The 17,124-nt window shown below is 70.3% G+C and carries 11 protein-coding genes; 6 read left to right on the forward strand and 5 right to left on the reverse strand.

Annotation, left to right across the window (positions count from 1 at the left end):
* The 5 genes from ACFUPX_RS26060 to ACFUPX_RS26080 form a co-directional block, all read right to left on the reverse strand.
* Positions 1–342: a hypothetical protein gene (locus ACFUPX_RS26060; RefSeq protein ID WP_383327308.1), complete on the reverse strand. Its 342-nt coding sequence runs from the start codon at positions 340–342 to the stop codon at positions 1–3.
* 71 nt (positions 343–413) lie between these two features.
* Positions 414–956 carry a barstar family protein gene (locus tag ACFUPX_RS26065; RefSeq protein WP_383327311.1) on the reverse strand — a complete coding sequence of 181 codons (543 nt, stop codon included), beginning with the start codon at positions 954–956 and terminating at the stop codon, positions 414–416.
* Between the two features lie 7 nt (positions 957–963).
* Positions 964–5,547: a DUF6531 domain-containing protein gene (locus tag ACFUPX_RS26070; protein WP_383327314.1), complete on the reverse strand. Its 4,584-nt coding sequence runs from the start codon at positions 5,545–5,547 to the stop codon at positions 964–966.
* 31 nt (positions 5,548–5,578) lie between these two features.
* Complete coding sequence (locus ACFUPX_RS26075; RefSeq protein WP_383327317.1) at positions 5,579–6,667, reverse strand: hypothetical protein; 1,089 nt, start codon at positions 6,665–6,667, stop codon at positions 5,579–5,581.
* The gene (locus ACFUPX_RS26080) at positions 6,664–7,311 is read right to left on the reverse strand and encodes a hypothetical protein (RefSeq protein ID WP_383327320.1); all 648 of its coding nucleotides are present in this window, start codon (positions 7,309–7,311) and stop codon (positions 6,664–6,666) included. The genes ACFUPX_RS26075 and ACFUPX_RS26080 overlap by 4 nt, the downstream gene beginning before the upstream one ends.
* Positions 7,312–7,786: 475 nt before the next feature.
* Here ACFUPX_RS26080 and ACFUPX_RS26085 point away from each other — a divergent pair, with 475 nt between their 5' ends.
* The 6 genes from ACFUPX_RS26085 (at position 7,787) to ACFUPX_RS26110 (ending at position 17,074) form a co-directional block, all read left to right on the forward strand.
* Entirely contained in the window at positions 7,787–10,798 is a 3,012-nt protein-coding gene (locus ACFUPX_RS26085) for a BTAD domain-containing putative transcriptional regulator (RefSeq protein WP_383327323.1), read from the forward strand.
* Between the two features lie 89 nt (positions 10,799–10,887).
* The gene (locus ACFUPX_RS26090; RefSeq protein WP_383327325.1) at positions 10,888–11,607 is read left to right on the forward strand and encodes a prepilin peptidase; all 720 of its coding nucleotides are present in this window, start codon (positions 10,888–10,890) and stop codon (positions 11,605–11,607) included.
* 71 nt (positions 11,608–11,678) lie between these two features.
* On the forward strand, positions 11,679–12,878 hold the full coding sequence (mqnC, locus tag ACFUPX_RS26095; RefSeq protein ID WP_383327327.1) for a cyclic dehypoxanthinyl futalosine synthase: 1,200 nt from the start codon (positions 11,679–11,681) through the stop codon (positions 12,876–12,878).
* Between the two features lie 7 nt (positions 12,879–12,885).
* Positions 12,886–13,485, forward strand: coding sequence for a hypothetical protein (locus ACFUPX_RS26100; RefSeq protein ID WP_383327330.1), 600 nt, complete (start codon positions 12,886–12,888; stop codon positions 13,483–13,485).
* 99 nt (positions 13,486–13,584) lie between these two features.
* Positions 13,585–14,277 carry a demethylmenaquinone methyltransferase gene (locus ACFUPX_RS26105; RefSeq protein WP_383327333.1) on the forward strand — a complete coding sequence of 231 codons (693 nt, stop codon included), beginning with the start codon at positions 13,585–13,587 and terminating at the stop codon, positions 14,275–14,277.
* A 217-nt stretch (positions 14,278–14,494) separates the two neighbouring features.
* Positions 14,495–17,074 carry a zinc-ribbon domain-containing protein gene (locus ACFUPX_RS26110; RefSeq protein WP_383327336.1) on the forward strand — a complete coding sequence of 860 codons (2,580 nt, stop codon included), beginning with the start codon at positions 14,495–14,497 and terminating at the stop codon, positions 17,072–17,074.
* Positions 17,075–17,124: the final 50 nt, after the last annotated feature.

The following is a 17,124-nucleotide window of genomic DNA, read 5'->3' on the forward strand; positions in this document are numbered from 1 at the left end:
CTACTTGGCGTCCTTGCCCTTGCTCTTGCCCTTGGCCGGCTTCACCGCGTCGTTGACTTCCTTGGCCAGCTTGTCGTCCAGCTTCTTGAACTCGCGCACGACGGCGTCGGACAGCTCGGCGAGGGCGGTCAGCTGCTGGCCGATGTCCTCGCGGCCGTCCTCCCAGTTGGACTCGAAGTCCTCAAGGGAGTCGTAGACGCCGCCGTCGCCGATGTCGTCCTTGTAGGACTCGAAGGTCTTCTTCGTCCGGTTCATACGGTCCTTGATGGAGCGCAGGCGGCTGCCGTAGTCCTCGAGGTCGGTGATCGGGATGGAGAGGTCGCTCTTGCCCTTGCTGCCCATGGCCGTGTCCCCCTGAAGTAACTCGCCCTGCTGCGTTCATGGTTGACGGGGCGACGTGCGGTGCCCCGGATTCAGTGCCACTCGTCGGGATCGAGCTCGGCCGCCACGAATCCGTCCCCTGCCGTGATGATCAAATCGGGCTGCCGCACCTTTTGCGCGATCGCTTCCTGGTCGAATGCGTCGAACTCGAAGATGAAGTGCTCGGCGACCGCGGGACGGTCCATGGGAAATCCGTCCAGGTCCACCGCCGAATTCGTCCGGTCCGCGCCCTGGCAGAGGACCGACACGAAAAGGGGGAAGTGTTCCGCGGTGAGCAGGAGGTCCGCTTCGTGCACGACGCCCGCCATGCCGACGCCACCTGTCACCGCGCCGCACAGGTCGTCGAGGCAGTCCACCAAGGCGTCCCAGTTCCTGCCGTAATAGCCGGGGAAACGCAGGGTCCGCGCGAACGCGCGGTGGATGCCCTCCTCGGTCATGAGGTCGGACGCGGCGAAGCGGTGGACCCGTCCGCCCTTCGCCTCCAGGGTGGACAACTGCCGTTGGACCTCGGGCGCCCTCCGGGGGACGAAGACGACCCAGGGTGCTGTGGTACCCGTGACGTCGAAGCCGGTCATGTATCGATCACCCCGTGAATTCGCCGACGTAGTAGAACGTTCCGTAGTGGTCCGGGGTGTAATACGCGGGGCCGGGCCCGTCCTTCGGGGTCAGCAGCCTTTCGGGACCCCTGATTTCCTTTCCGCAGCCCGGTGCACTGCACTGCGGGAGGTCGGTCTTGGCGTTGACGTCCCATTCCTTGTATTTGCCTCCCGGCAGGGCGGACTTGTTGTTACCCCAGTTCGCGTTGCCATGGTAACCGTCGACCTTTCCGATTCCACCGGGCCGGGCGTTGACCTGGTCCAGCATGTCCGAGGCGCGCCGCGGCGCGGGGCCGTGCACCAGTCCGAGGCCGTCGGGGCTACCGGTGTCCCCGCCGTGCTGATGGCACAGGGGAGCCAGGCCCAGCGGGTCGGACCAGGTGTGCGGATTGTGGACGTAGGCGACGGGGTTCGGCGCCGGCAGCAGGCCCAGGGGGTCGGGACTGGTGTAGCGGGCCGTCTCGGGGTCGTAGTGCCGGTGGTGGTTGTAGTGGAAACCCGTCTCCGGGTCGTGGTACTGGCCGGGGAAGCGCAGCGGGGTGTACGCGCTCGCGTCGCTGTTCCAGACCGTGGTTCCCCAGAGGGTGGACCGGGTGTACCAGGCGACGTCCCCGTCCGGGGAGAGCAGTTCGGTGGGGGTGCCGACCAGGTCGGTGACGATGGCGTAGAAGCGCTCGTCGACGGTCTCCTGAGGCGCGTCGGCGGACCAGACCCGTTCGGCCTGGCTCACGGGGGAAAGTCCGTCGTGGTCCCAGGTGAGCGTGGTGCGCAGGCCCTCGCCCCCCTGATCGGGGGACCGCACGCCGTCCCCCGTGCCCGCCTGGGCGGCGGACCACGCCGTGGGCCGCTCCGTGGTCTGTTCGCAGAGCGTGTTGCCGTCCCAGGTGAAGACGGTGCTCTCCAGGACGGTCTCGCCGTCGGCGGCGAGCCGGAGCTTGCCGGTCCGTCGGCCCAGCGGGTCGTAGGTGTAGCGCCAGCGGCTGCCGTCCGGCGTCGTTACGGCCGTGAGACGGTCCTCGGCGTCCCACTCATAACGCCAGACGTCGGCCTTGCGGGAGAGCCGGGTCTTGCGGCGCATGACCACGCGCCCCTGGGCGTCATGCTCGTAGTACACGCCGCCTGCCCGGACCAGCCGTGTTCCCGTGTACGCGCGCGGCCCGGTGGCCTCATGGCCAGGGTGCTTCGCGGGCCACGAGGCCTCGGTCTGGTTGCCCGCGGCGTCGTAGGCATAGCGCTCGCTCCAGCCCGCCGCGTGCACGGCCGTGACGCGGCCGCGGGGGTCGAGGTCGAAGCGCCGGCTGCCCGTGCGGGAGTCCCGCATGCCGTTGAGGTGGCCGTCGGGGCGGTAGGAGTATGAGCGTTCCGTGATCCGACGGTCGTCAGGGGCCGTGCTGCCTTGCGTCACCAGTCGGCCGACGCTGTCGTAGCCGCGGGTGAGGGTGAGCGTCCGGTCGATGTGGCGGGCGACCTCGCGGTCGGCGGCGTCATGCGCGAAGTCGATGGTGTGGCCCGCCGTGGCCAGCCGGGTGGTACGTCCCGCGGAGTCGTACTCCCACGTGCTGCGGGCGTGCGAAGGGGTGGTGCGCAGCGTGCGGTTGCCGACGGGGTCGTAGGCGAATCGCATGGTCCGGCCATCGACGGTCTCGGCGATGCGACGGCCGACCGCGTCTAGTTCGACGCGCAGACTGCTGTCCGGGCTGACGGCCCCGATCAGCGAGCCGTTCGCCGCATATGTGTAGGTGGTGGCTGTGCCGTCCGCATCCTTGGCGGTGGTCTGCCCCAGCGCGTCACGGCGGTAGCGGATCCGTTGGCCGAGGGCGTTGGTCCGGGAGACGAGAAGTCCGGTCGCGTCGTACGCGTAGTGGGCGGTGCGTCCGTCGAAGTCGGACTCGGTGAGCAGGCGGCCCGTGAGGTCGTAGGTGTAGTTCCAGGTCAGACCCTGGGGGTTGGTCACCTGGGTGAGCTGGAGCGCGGCGTCGTGCGCGAAGGTGAAGCGTTCGCCACCGGGGCCGGTGCGGGCGCTGAGGCGGTCGAAGTGGGTGTACTCGAACGTGGTCGCCTGGCCGACGGCGTCGATGTGACGGACGCAGTTGCCTTCGCCGTCGTAGTCCCAGCTCTCCTGCGATCCGTCCGGGTCGGTACGGCGGGCGATCAGGCCCTCCACCGTCCATTCCAGGCAGGTGCGGTGGCCGAGGGCATCCGTCACGGCGGTGGTCAGGCCGAACGTGTCGTACGCGTAGCGTGTGGTGCCGCCGTGGCTGTCGGTCACGGTCAGCGGCAGGCCTGCGGTGCTGTTCGCGTAGACGGATGTGCGCCCTGCGGCGTCCTGCGCCTCGGCGAGACTGCCGTCCGTCCCGCGCCTGAAGTGCGTGGTCGCGCCGAGGGGATCGATGATGGCGGTGACGTTCCCGCGCTCGTCGTTGGCGAACTGCCAGGAGGCGCCGTCCGGCAGCTCCATGGCCGTGGGGGCGTGACGCTCGTCGTAGCTGATGCGGATGACGGTGTCGTCGGGCCGGACGATCCGCAGAGGCTGTCCCAGCTCGTTGTTGACGAGGGCCGTGGTGTGTCCGAGCTGGTCGGTCCTGGTGGCGACGTTCTGATGGATGTCGTAGGTGGTGGTCACGGTGCCGCCCAGGGAGTCGACCTCGGCGACGATCAGGCAATGGTCGTCGACGGCGACGCGGGAGGTGGCGCCTTCTGGTGTGGTGATCTCGGTGATGCGGCAGCCGGGCCAGGCGGGATCGGCGAGGTCGTAGGCGAAGGTGTTGGCCATGTGCCCGGCCATGCCCTGCTGGGCGGTGCAGCGGTCATCGTCGTCGTAGGTGTAGTCGTAGCGGCTGCGGTTGCTGTCCTCCCACGACGTGATGCGCAGGCGCTCGTCGTAGGTGAACTTCATCGGCAGACCGGAGGAGTTGGTGACTGCGGTGAGGCTGCCGTCGGTGTAGCCGTACCGCTTTATCACGGTGTCCGGGTCGTCCTTGCCCGCGCCCTTGAGGCTGAGCGCGGTGACGCGCTCGTCCTCGACGGTCAGGGTGAGGTGGTATCCGCCGCAGTGGCGGATCGCCAGCGGGGTGCCCTCGGTGTCGTAGTCAATGTCTATGGTGTTGTGGTTGCGGTCCGATATCCGGGTGAGCAGCGCCACGTCGTCCACCGGCGGGGCGAAGTCGTGGCGGTGTCCGGTGATGGAGTCGGTGACGCGGTAGCCACCGCCGTCCAGGCGCTCCAACGGCCGGTGCGGGCCACCCTCCGGCAGCACGGGAGCATCAGGCCCCGCGGGGTGCGGGTAGGCGAGGAGCATGCCGTCCTCGGTGACGAACACGATGCCCTGCTCGTCGACTTCCAGGCGCTGGTCGATGGTGGAGGACCAGCTGGGCCCGAACCAGCCGCCGGTGCGGTAGCCCGATGCGACGCGGCGGGTGAAGGCCAGCGGCAATGTGCCGGGCAAGGTGACGTCTGTCTGAGACAGGAACATCTGCCCGGTGGCCACGTCCACCGGGTCGCCGCAGCCCTTGATCTTGCTCTTGACGCGGTTGTACGCGCCCTTCGCGCCGTCCTTCAGTGCGGTCCGGGCCGACTTCATCCCCTTCAGACCACCCTTGAGACCCTTCAGGCCCTTGCCGAGTTTGGCGGCTGTGGTCAGGCCCTTCATGCCGGGTATGCAGTCCAGGGCGGCGAAGGCCACGTCCATGAGGCCTGCTTGGCCTTTTCTGTATTTGTTGAGGGTGTCGGCCAGCACGATGACGGCGGCCACGACGACGATGATGGCCAGGATGGGCCCGCCCACGATCATCGCGATGATGCCCACCACGGCGACGACGACCTTGCAGACCTCGACGATGGTGTCCCAGTTGTCGGAGACCCAGTCCCCGATCTCCTCCCACCACTTGCGGTTCTGGATGCCCGCGTCGGACGCCTCGTCGATCTTCCGCTTGGCGGTGCCCGCGGCCTCCTCGCGCATCTTGCGCGCGTCCTCGGCCATCTTCTTCGCCGCGTCCAGCGCGCTCTGCGCGGAGGAGACATCCCCCTGGGCGGTGCTCTGGGCCTTCTCCGCCGAAGTGGCGTTGCGGGTGGCGGCCTTGACCTTGTCCGGGTCGGGTGCGGGCACGTCCTTGCCGCCACCCGAAGCCTTGTCGTCCTTGTACTTGTCGGCTTCCTTGCCCGCCCGCTCCACCCACGAATCCGCCGTGGAAAGGCGGGACTTGGCGCTGCTCAGGTCGGCCCGCGCCTCACGGCCCTTGATCAGCGCCTTGCCCGCCAGGCTCTGGGCGCGCTCCAGCTCCGGCCAGTACGCGGACAGCGCGTCGCCGGCCATCTCGTAACTCTTGTGGAGCTTCTTCAGCTTGCCCGGCGCGTCCTCGAACTGCTCGGTGAAGGCATCCGCCGTCTTGCCCGCCCACTGCAGGATCGCGTCCTCGCCCGCCATCCCCTTGACGTCACGCAACACCTTCGACACGTCGTCGGCGAAGTCGTGCAAGTTCTTGGCAAGACTCCGGACCCGGTGCGGATCACCGGGCGTCGGATCCTTGTCCAAGTCAAGGACATGCCAATCCGCCGGACGATTCCCCGCCATGCCGCTTCCCCCCGTTTACATGTGCCGTCGACTACCGGTTGATCGACTGGATTTCCTGTACGTCCATGTCCTGGGTCGTCTCGAAGGTGCCGTCCGGCATCGTGTCGCCCGCCCCGCCCGTGCCTTCCCAGGAGATCTCCCAGGTGATGGACGCCTTCAGCTGGTACGGCTTTCCGGCGGTCGCCCTGAGGTACTTGATGCCGCACGGCGGGTCCTGCTTCGACTTGCCCTTCGTGTAGGGGCTGCCGATGCTGCCGTCTTCGTTGATCTTGCACTCGCCCGAGGCGGGGAAGGTCTCCGCGTCGGGCGTGCCCGGTTCCAGGTGCAGGCTCTTCGGCTTGGCCGTGGTTTCCGCCCAGAGCGGGGTGTTCGGGAGTTCCGCGCGGACCTTGACGTCCTTGAAGGTGCCCTTGTCCAGCCAGGCCCAGGTGGGGAGATTCACCGTCGACTTGGCCGCGGGCTTCAGCTCCACCTTGGTTTCCGGGACCTTCACCTTGTCGTACGCGTACTCGGCGAGCATCTTGGGTGTGGGTGCGTTCGGGTCGTCGGGGATCTCGTTCGCTTCCACCCAGAACATGATGCGGCCGCAGTCCCATGATTTGGGGTCGGAGGAGTCGGGCGCCACGCCTCGCCAGAAGCGGCCGTCCTCGCCCTCGTTGTAGTCCTTGTAGCCGTCGGCCTGGCTGTTCGAGGTCGCGTGCAGGTCGAAGTTGTCGGCCGGCTTTCCGTCCCGGTAGTGGTCGGTCCAGAGCCCCTTGCCGAACCATGACTCGTGGACGCCGACGTCGCCGCCGCCGTCCTTGTCCACGAACTCCTTGAGTTCCTTGGAGGTGAAGGCCGGCTCGTACCAGCAGGCGGGGGGCTCCCAGTTGGGGTCGATCGGGGCGAGGTTGCCCTTCTTGCCGCCGCCGTCGCCACCCGAGGGGTAGGAGAGCTGGATCGAGGAGACTCCGGCCGACAGGTTGCCCTTCTTGTCGGAGCCGCCGCTCGGCTTCTCGCCGGACGGTGGTGTGGTGGTGTTGTCCTCAGGACCGGCCGCGTACGCCGCTGCGCCCGACCACAGCACGGCTGTCGCCGCCAATGCCGCGGACCATCGCACCGTACGTCGTGAGGTTGTCATCGCCGACACCCCTTCACTCGACCCTCGACCTCGATCTGCAGCACCTTCCAGATCTTCGCCGAACCCGCGGGCTGCTTCATGAGGAGACGGAACTCCTGGTAGTCGTCGAGACTCGGCTTCGTGTGCTTGATCTTCTCGGTCTCGACGTTCTTGCCGTAGAACTTGCTCTGGTCGCGGCACATGGTGACGAGCACACCTGCCGTGCCGACCTTGTCGGTCTTGGCCCTGTAGTAGCTGTCTGTTCCGGTAGCGGTCCATTTGTCGTCCACCCACGACGTGATCTGCTCCTGCGCGTAGCGGGTGGCGTTGCCGAGCGAATAGAACCGGTAAGCCGGGTCCTTGGGGTCCTGAGCGGTGATCCCATGGTTGAGGGCCCGGATGTAGTTCTCGGCGTTCTCCTGAGCCGCCGCGTGACGCGGGTCGGACGACTTCGAGGAGTCGAACTCGACCTTCAGGTCACTCGGCAGGCTGACATCCGGCTTGCCAGGATTCGCGGGAGCCGAAGACTTCGCCTTCTCCGAGCCGCCCCCCGCCCCCTCGATCTTGTCCGCAGAGCCATCACTCCCCCCACCCCCACAGGCAGTCAGAAGCAGGGCCGCACCGGCCACGAGCGCGGTGACGGCGGGCAGGGTGCGACGGGCCACGATGGGAGTCCCCCAGAGTTCGATGCGTGTGCAGGAGAGAATGAGCCGAACGAAATTACCAGGCGTGGGTTACCAGTACTGGTGGGTTCTGTGAAGGCTCCCGCGTTCTGTGCGGTGACGGAAGCGAACGGTCCCCAAGTGCTACGTGCGCGCAGCCGATCCGTGCCGGAACTGTGACGCGGGGTGGCGCGAGGCGCCGCATGCCTGGCCTGGGTGGTCAATCGAGGGGGCGGGAGCGGGCCCGATCGGGCGCGGATGAGACAAGGAGAGTTGCGCTTACGACGCAACTCGGGCGCAAACGGGCACCCCCGGAAGCCCCTTGCGAGCCGTTGCCCTGTCTGACCATCGGCCCCTTCCGTACCATCGCCTCAGTACGCTCGGCGCAAAGACCCACCGAGCGCCGCTGAACAGCACTGAGACCACTGAGACCGCTGACCCCACCCGCTCTCTCCCAGAGGACATCAGGACACCCGCCATGGCGCGCACCACTTCAAGTCCGACAGGCGGCCCGTCGGCCCCACGGAATCGGACGCCGCAGCCGCTGCCCCGGCGTCGTCGTACGTTCGGGGACTTCGTCAAGGCGTTCTTCGCCTTTGTCGCGCTGGCCGCGCTCGTCTTCGGCGTCCCCGGCGCCCTCGCGTACGCCGTGGGGTGGCCGCTGCCGGGCGGTGCGCCCTCGCTGGACTGGTTGCAGCAGGAGATCACGGTCGGGACGTTCATCAACGTACTGACCGTCGTGGTCTGGCTCGCCTGGGCCCAGTTCACCGCCTGTGTCCTGGTGGAGGTCAAGGCCGCGCTCTCGGGCGTCGGTATGCCGGGCCGCATTCCCGGCGCCGGCGGCAGTCAGCTCCTCGCCCGTCAACTCGTCGCCGCCCTGCTCCTGGTGGGCGCCACCGCAGCCAGCTTCGCGCCGGGGCTCTCGCAGTTCGGGCAGTCGCTGGAGGGGAACCAGAAGCCCGCGTCCGCCGCTTCCGCCCAGCAGACCCCTGGTGGTCTCTTCGGGCAGGAGCAGGCCACAAGCGCCGCCAGTGCCGTCGCCGAGCAGGCCGAGCAGGCCGCCGCGCACGCCGGCGGCGGCAGCAGTGCCAAGGACGGGGACACCAAGTACTACCGGATCCAGCCGCCCGAAGGACGGCACCACGATTCGATGTGGGAGATCGCCGAGCGGCACCTGGGAGACGGCCGCAGGTACAAGGAGATCTACCAGCTCAACAAGGACCGTGAGCAGCCCGACGGGTCGCGGCTGTCCGAGGCCAGCCTCATCCGGCCGGGCTGGATCATGGAGATGCCCGCGGACGCGCACGGCGGCGAGCTCGTCGAGATGCCCGACGAGGCGCCCAAGGTCTCGCAGGACGTGAAGGAGCAGATCTCCGACTACGCGAAGTCCGGGGACCAGGCCTCCGGAGGGAACGCCAAGGAACAAGGTGGCGGCGCCAAGGAACAGGGCGGCGGCGGATCCGTCGACCGCGACACCGCGCACATCACCGTTCCCGAGCAGCGCCCCTCCGAGAGCGGTCAGAAAGAAGCGCCGCCCGTCGCCGGCAGCGGCAGCAGTGCCTCCGAAGGGTCCTCCTTCGGGCTGCCGGAAGCTCTCATCGGGGCGCCGCTCCTGGCCGCCGGGCTCCTCGGCGCGCTCGGCCGCCGTCGGCGGCACGCGCTGTGGCAGTCGGCCATGGGCGCCATCGGCGGGCGTCGCGGCATGGAGCCGCCGACGCCGACCGGGGGCGCGGCCGACGCGCTGGACGCGCTGCTCGTGGGGGCCGACCCCGAAGGCGTACGCCTTCTCGATCTCTCGCTGCGGGGGCTCGCCGCCTCCCTCGCCGAGGAGTCCCGGGCGCTGCCCACCGTGTACGCCGCCTGGCTCAGCAACGGCGATCTGCACCTGCAGCTCGCCCAGCCCGCCGGACGGCCGCCCGCCCCTTGGCAGTTGGGGCAGGACCAGACGTTCTGGATGCTGGCGCGCACCGATGCCGAGCAGTACGAGGACGTGGACACCGCCGCTCCCTATCCGGGGCTCGTGAGCCTGGGAACGCTTGACGACTCCCGGCTGCTGCTCAATCTCGAAGCCGTGCCCGGCGTCGTCTCGCTGAGCGGGCGCGAGGCCGACCGCGCCGCCGTCTTCGCCTCCGTCGCCGCCGAGCTCGCCACCAACGGGTGGTCCGACCGCATGACCATCACCCTCGTCGGCTTCGGGCAGGACCTGACGCCCCTCGCGCCCAACCGGCTGCGCCACCTCGACGACATCGAGGCGCTCATCGAGACGATGGAGGCCGAGACGCGCCAGCGGCGCGGGGCCATGGGCGCGGCCGGGCACGACTCCGTGCTCACCGGCCGTACGGGACCCGCCCAGCACACCCGCTGGGCGCCGCACCTGGTGCTGCTCGCCGCCGAGCCCACCGGCGAAGACGCCGTGAAGCTCGCCGAACTGGCCGCGGACGCGGGCCGGTTGGGCATCGGCTACCTCGTCGGCACCGAGTCCGGTGACCTGCCGGGCGCCGCCTGGGAGATGGAGATCACCCCCCAGGGCAAGCTCCTCGCCCCGCTGCTCGGTCTTGAGCTCGAAGCGCAGACGCTGCCCGAGGCCCAGCAGCGGGCCGTCGTGGAGCTCTTCCTCGACGCCGACCCGGGCGAGGGCGACGGCCAGGGCGGTGGCGGCGGTGCCGGCTCCGGTCGTACGGCCACGGCCCCGCCGTTCCTCGTCGACGTCACCGAGCAGGGGCGGCCCGCGGTGTACGCGCGCCTCGTCGGTACGTACGAGATCATCGGCCTCGACACGCCGGACGGCGAGCGCAGCCCGCTGATGCACGAGGCGCTCGCGCTGCTCCTGCTGCACCGCGAGGGTGTGCACCCCCGGGTGCTCGCCTCCGCGCTGTGGCCGCGCGGTGTCACCGAGGACGTACGCGACGCGCTCGTCGACCGGCTGCGGGAGTGGCTCGGCACCGAGCCCGACGGGTCGCCGCGGCTGCGCGCCGACCAGAGCGGGCGGCTCACGCTCGCCAAGTCCGTCGTCTCCGACCTGGACGTCCTGCGGTCGCTCTACCACGAGGCGACCCAGGGCCGCGGCGCCAACAGCCGGGCCGTACGCGGGCGGATGCTCACCGACGCCCTGGTGCTCGTGCGCGGGCCGCTGCTCTCGGACCGGCCCCAGGGGCGGTACGCGTGGCTCACGCACGAGATCATCGACGCGCAGCTGCCGCTGCTCGTCGCCGACATCGGGCTCGCCCTCTCCGAGTTCCACCTGGAGAAGGGGCGCGCGGAGAAGGCCATCGAGGCGCTGAACGCTTCGCTGACCTCGGCGCCGGGGGACGAGCGGCTCTGGAACGAGCTGCTGCGGGCGACCCACGCGGTGGGTGACCCTGCCCGCCTCCAGCAGGTCGCCGCCGATCTCGTCGCGCGGAGTGGGGCCCGGGGTGTGCCGCCCCGGACCGAGGCTCTGCTGGACGAGTTGCTTCCTGCCTGGCGCACTGGGCTCACCGCGGTGAGCTGACGCCCGGCTCGGTCGGAACTCGGCCGCGGGGCGTTGTACCCACCCGTTCCGCCCTGCGGGACGCCTGCCCACAACGGGGATGGACCGTTTTGTTGCTGACCCTCGTCGTCGTCGGCGCCCTCTGGGGCGCCGTCGCGGGGCTGTTCGTCCCCCGTGCCGCCTACCGGCTCTCCGTACCGCCCGACGAGCCCTGGCGGGACAGCTGCCCCGACGGGCAGCCCGTAGGGGGCTGGGTCGGTCTCGCGCGCGGCCCGCAAGGGGAGTGGTACGGCCCCCGGACCGCTGCCGTGGCCGCCGCCACCGCCCTCGTCTGCGCAGCCCTCGCCGCCGCGACGGGAGCGCGGCCCGAGCTCGCCGTCTGGCTGCTGCTCGCGCCCTTCGGCGTCCTGCTCGCCGTCGTGGACTTCGGCGTGCACCGACTGCCCGACGTACTCACCCTGCCGCTCGCCGTCGCCGCGCTCGCCCTGCTCGGGGGCGCCGCGCTGCTGCCCGAGCACGGCGGTTCCTGGCTCCACTCGGTGTACGGGGCGCTCGGGCTCGGCGGTGCGTACTTCGTGCTCTTCCTCATCAGCCCGAACGGCATGGGCTTCGGCGACGTGAAGCTGGCGCTCGGCCTCGGGGCCGTCCTCGGCTGGTACGGGTGGGGCGGGGTGCTGCTCGGCACCTTCGCCGGGTTCCTGCTCGCCGCCCTGTACGGGACGGCGCTCGTCATCGCCCGGCGCGCCGGGCGCAAGACGGCGATCCCGTTCGGGCCCTTCCTGATCGGCGGCGCGTTCGTGGGGCTCCTGATCGGGGCGTACGCCGCCTGACGTCGGACCGCGGAATCGGCTGGCGTACGCTGGATCAGTCCGTCCGTAACCCTTATGAAAGGGACCTCCCGGTGACCGAGAAGGCCGACCTTCAGTCCGTCCTCGACCGTGCCGCCGCAGGTGGGCGGATCAGCGAAGCAGAGGCGCTCGACCTCTACCGCGATGCCCCGCTGCACGCGCTCGGCGCCGCCGCCGACGCCATCCGCCGCCGTCGGTACGCCGGGACCGAGCACATCGCGACGTACATCATCGAGCGGAACATCAACTACACCAACGTGTGTGTGACCGCCTGCAAGTTCTGCGCCTTCTACGCGGCCCCCAAGGACACCAAGAAGGGCTGGACCCGCGACCTCGACGACATCCTGCGGCGCTGCGCCGAGACCGTCGAGCTCGGTGGCACGCAGGTCATGTTCCAGGGCGGGCACCACCCGGACTTCGGCGTCGAGTACTACGAAGAGCACTTCTCCGCGATCAAGAAGAACTACCCGCAGCTGGTCATCCACTCCCTCGGCGCCTCCGAGATCGAGCACATGGCCCGCATCTCGAAGGTCTCCGCGAAGGAGGCGATCCAGCGGATCCACGCCGCCGGGCTCGACTCCTTCGCCGGCGCCGGCGCCGAGCTGCTCCCGGCCCGCCCGCGCAAGGCCATCGCCCCGCTCAAGGAGAGCGGTGAGCGCTGGCTGGAGATCATGGAGATCGCCCACGGCCTCGGCGTCGAGTCGACGTCGACGATGCTCATGGGTACGGGCGAGACCAACGCCGAGCGCATCGAGCACCTGCGGATGATCCGCGACACGCAGGACAAGACCGGCGGCTTCCGGGCCTTCATCCCGTACACGTACCAGCCGGAGAACAACCACCTCAAGGGCCGGACGCAGGCCAGCATCTTCGAGTACATCCGCATGATCGCGATCTCGCGGATCTTCCTCGACAACATCGCGCACATCCAGGGCTCCTGGCTGACCACCGGCAAGGAGGCCGGCCAGCTCACCCTGCACTACGGCGCGGACGACCTCGGCTCCGTGATGCTGGAGGAGAACGTCGTCTCCTCCGCGGGCGCCAAGCACCGCAACAACCTGCGCGACATGATCGACATGATCCGCACCGCCGACCGCGTCCCGGCCCAGCGCGCCACGACGTACGAGCACCTCGTCGTGCACGACGACCCGGCGAACGACCCGACCGACGACCGCGTCGCCTCGCACATCTCGTCCACGGCGATCGAGGGTGGCACGGCTCACCCCGAGCTGAAGCTCCTCGCCAGCAACTGAGGCCGCCGTGCGCACACTTCACGTCGCCGAGGCGTCACCGGAGGCGGCGGTCCTGGTCGACGGGGCGGTCGTCGCCGCCGTCGGCCCGTACGAGGAGCTGGCCGCGGCGGACCCCGCCGCCCGCGTCCGGCGCTGGCCCGGCATCCTCACGCCGGGTCTGCTCAATCCGTACGGCCCCGAGATCCTCGAAGGCACCTACCACCCCGATCCGCGCGAGGCCGACCGGCTCGGCACCGTGCCCATCGGCGGGGAGCGCGCGCGGGTGATCTTCCGCGCCGATCCGTCCCTTCTCGGCGGCAGCGCCCGCCGGGGCGTGCAGCGCCTCCTCGCGCACGGCACGGTGGCCGTCGCGGGCGAACTGCGCTCCCGTCCCGTCCTCGACGCCGTCCGCGGGGTGGGCCTCGCGTCGGGCCGACGCCCGCCACGCCTGCCGGGTCCCGTGTCCCTTACCCCGTCCCCCCTGGTCCTGCTGCCACCCCTGGCCGTGGGCGGCCCCGCCCGCTTCGCGATCTTCGATGTGGCCGACCGGGCGGACCTGGTGCGCCGTGGTCCCGCGACGTGCGTGGCAACGGTGATCGGCGGCCGTCTGGTGTTCCGGGCCCGCTAGGAGCGGGGGCGGGGGAGCGGGGAAGCGGGCGAAGAAAGCCCGCTGCGGGCGAGTGAGGGCGCCGCCGGGAGAGCGGACCGGCCTGACACAATGGGCCGGGTGACCCGAGCCTCCCTGGACAAGCAGCCGCACGAAGTCGCCTCGATGTTCGACGACGTGGCGGAACGGTACGACCTGACGAACGACGTCCTGTCGCTCGGGCAGGCCCGGCTGTGGCGCAAGGCGGTCGCGAAGGCCGTCGACGCGCGCCCCGCGCAGAAGGTGCTCGACCTCGCCGCCGGGACCGCCACCTCGTCGCAGCCCTTCGCCCAGGCGGGCGCGTACGTCGTGCCCTGCGACTTCTCGATCGGCATGCTCCAGGTCGGCAAGGGCCGCCACCCCTGGATGCCGTTCACGGCCGGGGACGCGACGAAGCTGCCGTTCAAGGACGACACGTTCGACGCCGTCACGATCTCCTTCGGCCTGCGCAACGTCCAGGAGACGGACGAGGCGCTGCGGGAGATGTACCGCGTGACGAAGCCCGGCGGCCGGGTCGTCATCTGCGAGTTCTCGCACGCCACATGGGCGCCGTTCCGCACGGTCTACGAGGAGTACCTGATGCGGGCGCTGCCGCCGGTCGCGCGCACGGTCTCCTCCAATCCCGACGCGTACGTCTATCTCGCGGAGTCCATCCGCTCCTGGCCGGACCAGCCGACGCTGGCCGCGCGGTTGCGGGACGCGGGCTGGTCGAAGGTGGCATGGCGGAATCTCACGGGTGGAGTCGTCGCCCTGCACCGCGGGTTCAAGGCGTAGACCTGCGGGTTTCCCACGCCTCGACGGGCGCGCGCAGAATCCTGCGATGTGACCCGAGATGACGGGAACCAACCGCCGGGCAAGATGTGTCCGTTGTGATACGACTCCGCCGACGCGACGGTGCCGATGCGAAGCCGCTCTTTCGCATCGGGTCGCCGCGGGTCCGTTCGGCACGGGTCGGTCTTTCTGGTCATCTCCCCAATGACGGAGCGTTCCCATGGCGTCGAACTGCCCTCAATGCGGGGCACCCATCCCGGACGAGGCCCGCTTCTGCATGAAGTGCGGTCGAGAGCGTCCGCGCGACACGACAGTGGACGCGGGGCCCGCGGTACTGCCTGCGGCGGAGCTGGGCGGTCCGACCGCTGCGGGGGACTCCGACTCCGGGGAGCTTCCCGAGGCGTCGGCGTCGGCGTCTGCTTCGGCGTCTGCGTCTGCGTCGGGTTCGGCTCCGCTGGAGCCCGAGGCCCCGGCGACACCTGCTGGTCCGGGGTACACCGCAACGTCCCTCCCCGCGCCCGCACTTCCCACCGCCCCGGCGTCCCCGCCCCCGCCCGCGCACGTCCCCGCTCCGGCACCCTCGGCGCCCTCGCCCCTCGGCGCCTTCTTCGGGCGGGCGTTGCGCGGGGACTGGGCCGGAGCCGCGCAAGCCGCGCTGTGGCCCGTGGGGTTGGTGCTCATCGCGGCCGTCGCGCTGGCCATTCCCTCGTACGGGCAGGGCGAGGGCGGCAGTGACGTCGTCGTCGGCTTCGGCGAGCGGCTGCGCATCGGGCTCGCGCTGCTGCTCCAGGCCGTGGGCGGCGGCTTCGAGATCTCCGGGAGCGAGCGGCAGCAGTCGTCCGTCTTCGGCGGTGAGAGCTCCAGCCTCGACACCGCCTTCGACGGCACCGCCACGCTGCACCTCATTCCGCTCACCGCCACCGCCCTGTGGATCGGGGCCCTCTTCATCGGCGTACGCGTCCTGCGCGGTCGCGTTCTCCTGCGTTCCGGCAGTCCGGGCGGAGGCACGGCCGGGCTCGAAGCGGCCGTGCGCGTCACGCTGTTGGTGACCGTGGGCACCCTCGTGCTCAGCCTCTTCGCGCAGCCCGAGATCGAGGGCGTCGAGCTCTCCTCGTCGCCGGTGCTCGCCGCGCTCGGCGCGTTCGTCCTCGCGCTCGCCGTCTCCTGCGGTGTGCTGCACCGCGACGACCTGGCACCCTGGCTGGCCCAACGGCCCGGCTGGCAGGCGGCGTTCCGTGCCACCGGCACCGCGCTGCGGGCGCTCGCGATCGTGCTCGCCCTGTGCTCGGTCGTCGCGTTCATCAGCATCGCCCAGATCGACGACCTCGACAGGCTGCTGGACCTCGACGACGCCGATGTGTCATCGCTGGTCATCGCCCTGCTCGTGCTGCCGAACCTCGGCGCCGCCGCCCTCGGCCTCGGCTGGGGCGCGTCGCTCGACGCGTCGGTGCGGGGAAGCAGTTCGGCGTACGGCGGCGGCTACGAGAGCGAGTCCTTCGGGCTCTCCGAACTGGGGGACGTCACCAACGACTGGGCGATCGTGGGCGCGTTGGCGCTCGGGCTCGCGTGCGCGCTGATCATCGGCATTCTCGCCGCGCGCCGCACCGCCCACCGTGGCGAGCAACTCCTGTCCGCGGGCGTCTTCTTCGGGCTCTTCCTGCTCCTGGCCGGACTCGGCGGCTTCAGCGTCGACGCCTCCGGGAACGCGTCGGCGGAGTTCGGGGGAGGCGGAAGCAGCAGCGGCTCGGGCAACGGCAGCTTCGAGGCGGGCGTGAGCGTGCCGGACGTGCTGCTGTTCGGGCTGCTCTGGGTCTTCGTCGCGGCGTTCCTCGCGCCGTATCTGCTGCAGATGACGGGGCAGGTCGCTGGTGTCGCACCTGGCGCCGGGCCCGCTCCGGGTCCCGTAGGCGCCGTCGGGCCCGTCACAACAGGCGCTCCGTCAGCCGGAGTTGCCACTCCCGCGTCCCAAGCGGCGTACGACCCGAACGCGTACGACCCCGCCATGAACCCCGCGTACGCCCCCACCGCCTACGACCCCCACGCCTACCAGCCCCGCCACCAGCCGCCCACCGCAACCTCCCCCCAGCCCCGCCGCACCGCCCTCTGGGCCGGCACCCTCGCCGGTGCCTTCCTCATCGGCAGCGGCATCGCGGCCGGTGTCCTGTTCCTCCAGAACAACGACGACGGCAAGGCCGACAAGGCCGGCGGCAAGGACGACAAGCCCGCCGTCAGCCGCAGCCAGGACCCCACCCCGGCGCCGACGCCGTCCCCCTTCGCCACCCCCACGCGGGAGCCGAGCGAGCCGACCGCGAGCCGCGACACCGTGGACGAAGGGACCGGCCTGCCCGCGGGCTCCGACCTGGTGTCCGACGTCAGCGGCTTCGAGTTCGCCGTGCCCGAGGGCTGGACCCGGCACGGCGAGGAGCGTCCGGGCCAGATCGTGTACGGGGGATCGACCGGCCGGGAGGAGTTCCTCGTCGGCGTGGTCCCGAACGCCCCGTACACCTCGTACGAGAACTTCACGACCATCGAGAAGGACGCCAAGAAGGACCCGAAGAAGTCCGACTACCAGCGGATCCGTCTTGAGCCGAACACCTTCCAGGGCCGCAGCGGCGCGATCTGGGAGTACACCTACACCGACACGGCGGGCCGCCAGATCCATGCGGTGGACCAGAGTTACGTGGCGGACAACGGCACCGAGTACGCCATCCAGCTCTCCTGGAGGGCGGACTTCTGGAGCGCGGGCGAGGGCCAGGAGACCCACCGGATCGCCCTTGAGCACTGGCGGATCAACGGCTGAGGCGCTTGCGGCCTCACCGACCGGCTTGCACCCTTACCAACCGGCTCGCA

The sequence above is a fragment of the Streptomyces sp. NPDC057302 genome, from assembly GCF_042667685.1.
In the GTDB taxonomy this organism is placed as follows: domain Bacteria; phylum Actinomycetota; class Actinomycetes; order Streptomycetales; family Streptomycetaceae; genus Streptomyces.